The sequence below is a fragment of the Dysgonomonas sp. Marseille-Q5470 genome (assembly GCF_951230145.1).
GTDB lineage: Bacteria > Bacteroidota > Bacteroidia > Bacteroidales > Dysgonomonadaceae > Dysgonomonas.
The window spans coordinates 1-2,641 of record NZ_CATNVE010000024.1 but is presented as its reverse complement, the minus strand read 5'-3'; the positions used below and the strand labels follow the sequence as shown (position 1 = coordinate 2,641).

Annotated in this window: 2 protein-coding genes; both read left to right on the top strand. The window is 41.9% G+C overall.

What is annotated here, in order from left to right:
- Nucleotides 1-168 precede the first annotated feature (168 nt).
- Complete coding sequence (istA, locus tag QOX35_RS16360; protein WP_283687831.1) at nucleotides 169-1,773, top strand: IS21 family transposase; 1,605 nt, start codon at nucleotides 169-171, stop codon at nucleotides 1,771-1,773.
- Nucleotides 1,774-1,788: 15 nt separating this feature from the next.
- Entirely contained in the window at nucleotides 1,789-2,559 is a 771-nt protein-coding gene (istB, locus tag QOX35_RS16355) for an IS21-like element helper ATPase IstB (RefSeq protein WP_283687830.1), read from the top strand.
- Nucleotides 2,560-2,641 lie beyond the last annotated feature (82 nt).

The window sequence follows — 2,641 nt, the reverse complement described above, 5'->3', positions numbered from 1 at the left end:
TGTAAATAATACTTGAAAAGTATACCACCAGAATAATTCAAAAGTATACCACCTATGGGAGTAAAATAGGATGATTTAACATTCATTTGGTTGTTAAGATTCTTTATTTTATTAACAAATACTAACATTATAAATTCCTTTGTGTATGAATAAAACACAGAGGATAAAATGATTAAAATGGTGGATAGACAACAAATTATACACATGTATCGAACCAGAGGTTATAGTAAACGTGCTATAGCCAGAGAACTGGATATTAATCGTAAGACTGTTTCTAAAGTCATTGCGGAGTATGAAGCTACTTTAGAAAGTTCCGATCAGGATGCTTCTCTGGAAACACTGCTAACCTGCGCTCCTGCTTACGATAGTTCTAAACGTAGCCGTAGAGTGATCACAGGAGTTCTTCAAGACCTTATTGATGATTGTCTGCATAAGAATGTACAGAAGCGTTCTCTTGGTCTTAAAAAGCAATGTATGCTGGGCAAGGATATTTATGAGTTCGTTGTAGGTAAAGGTTTTAGAGTCAGTTATTCGGGAGTTTGTAAATACATCAAGGAATCTAAGGGTTCCAAGAAGGATCAAAGCAGTGAAGCTTTTATCCGAGGTTATTATCCTCCGGGAGAAGCTTGTGAGTTTGACTGGGGTGAAGTCAAACTTTATCTTTCAGGAAAGCTTCATAAGCTGTATATGGCTGTCTTTACCTTCAGTCACAGCAATGGTCGTTATGCCTGGCTGTTTCGTCATCAGGATACCCTGGCCTTCATGGAATCTCACCGGAACTTCTTTTCTGGGATACATGGTGTACCCGCTGTGATGGTCTATGATAATATGCGTGTAGCCATCAAGGAGTTCGTAGGTGCAGAAAAAAGGCCTACTGATGCACTTCTGCGCCTGAGTAACTTCTATCGTTATCACTACCGTTTCTGCAATGTACGCGCCGGCTGGGAGAAGGGGCATGTGGAACGTTCAGTAGAGTATGTCAGGCGTAAGGCTTTCTGCGTCAACTTACGATTCAACACATTGGAGGATGCTCAGACTCAATTGACGGCTACCTGTGAGCGAATAAACCAGGAAGTGGGCAGCCCTTCCACCAATGACAAGCAAGTGAGCCTGGCAGCCGATCTGGCTGCATTAAATCATTGCACCAATGAGATGGGTTGCTTCGAGTGGGATATCTTTAAAGTAGATAAATGGTCTACTATCTGTAAGCAAGGTTCCCATTACTCGGTTCCTGACACCCTGGTGGGTAAAATGGTCGATGTCAAGGTATACTCCGAGAGGTTGGTTGTGGTACACAACAAGGAAAAGCAAGCTGTACATGAACGCATTTATGGAACACCCGGATGGAGTATCAAACTGGAACATTACCTCAGAACACTACTTCGTAAACCGGGGGCTGTTCATGGTTCATTGGCTCTTCGGCAGATGCCAAAACAGATACAGGAACTCTTCAACAGGCAATTTGCCGATAAGCCCAAAGATTTTGTCTTCCTCTTGCAGTATGCGCACGATCATGGATTTACTGATCAGGATATCGTAATGGCTTATCAGGACTTAAGAAAACGCGGGTTACGAAACGTATCGGCAGATCAGATTAAAACACTGATGCATGCCTTGACCGAGTCTGAACCTGAGAGCAGTACCGTGAAGCATCCACAGATCAGAGAGGAGCAATCTGCCGATATTGAAGAAGGTGCCTTTAAGATATTAATGGATCTCTCTCAAATCATGGATAACCAGGGAACATTCAAGAATAATAACTATAAACACTAATTTAAACAATGAAAAATGGAAAATCTATCTGAAAAAGAATTGACTATTGAGTATGCAAGAGAGCTGAAGATGGCTGTCATGCGGGATGAGCTTGATGATTTTATTACGTTGGGCACTGACCAGAACTGGAGTTATCGTACGTTGATATACCAAATACTGGCTAAAGAGGTCGAAGTGCGTATCGAAAATAGACGCAAGCAACGAGTCAGAAGAGCCGGATTCCCCGAACTCAAGTACTTACAGGAACTGGTAAAAGAGGAACTGCCCAAGGATGCCCAAACGGCTTTGCCGGAACTGGAAACTCTTGATTTTATCAAAGAAGGACGGAATATAGTCTTCTGTGGAAACCCCGGAACAGGTAAGACGCATCTATCTATCGCACTTGGTATAAAAGCATGTCTGGAAGGATATACAGTCTTCTTTACCTCCGTGCCACATCTGCTTACCCAAATCAGGGAATGCCGCTCACAGAAGAGTCTCAGACAGTTGGAGATACGCTTCCAGAGATACGATATGGTCATCTGTGACGAGTTCGGATATGTCAGCTGCGATAAAGAAGGAGGAGAACTCCTGTTTAATCATCTATCACTCAGAGCTGGAAAGAAGGCGACCATCATTACAACCAATCTGGCATTCAACAGATGGGGAGAAATAGTCAAGGATAAGGTGTTGGTGGCAGCCATGGTAGATAGATTGACCCATAAAGCATATCTCATTAATATGAATGGGCAATCTTACCGTGTTAAAGAAACTGAAAAAATGTTAGCAAGAGAAGCTAACTTATAAGCATTTTACGTTCTTTGAAAATCCTTCCTAAGTGGTATACTTTTCAAATCCATTCCGGTATACTTTTCATTTATTATATACA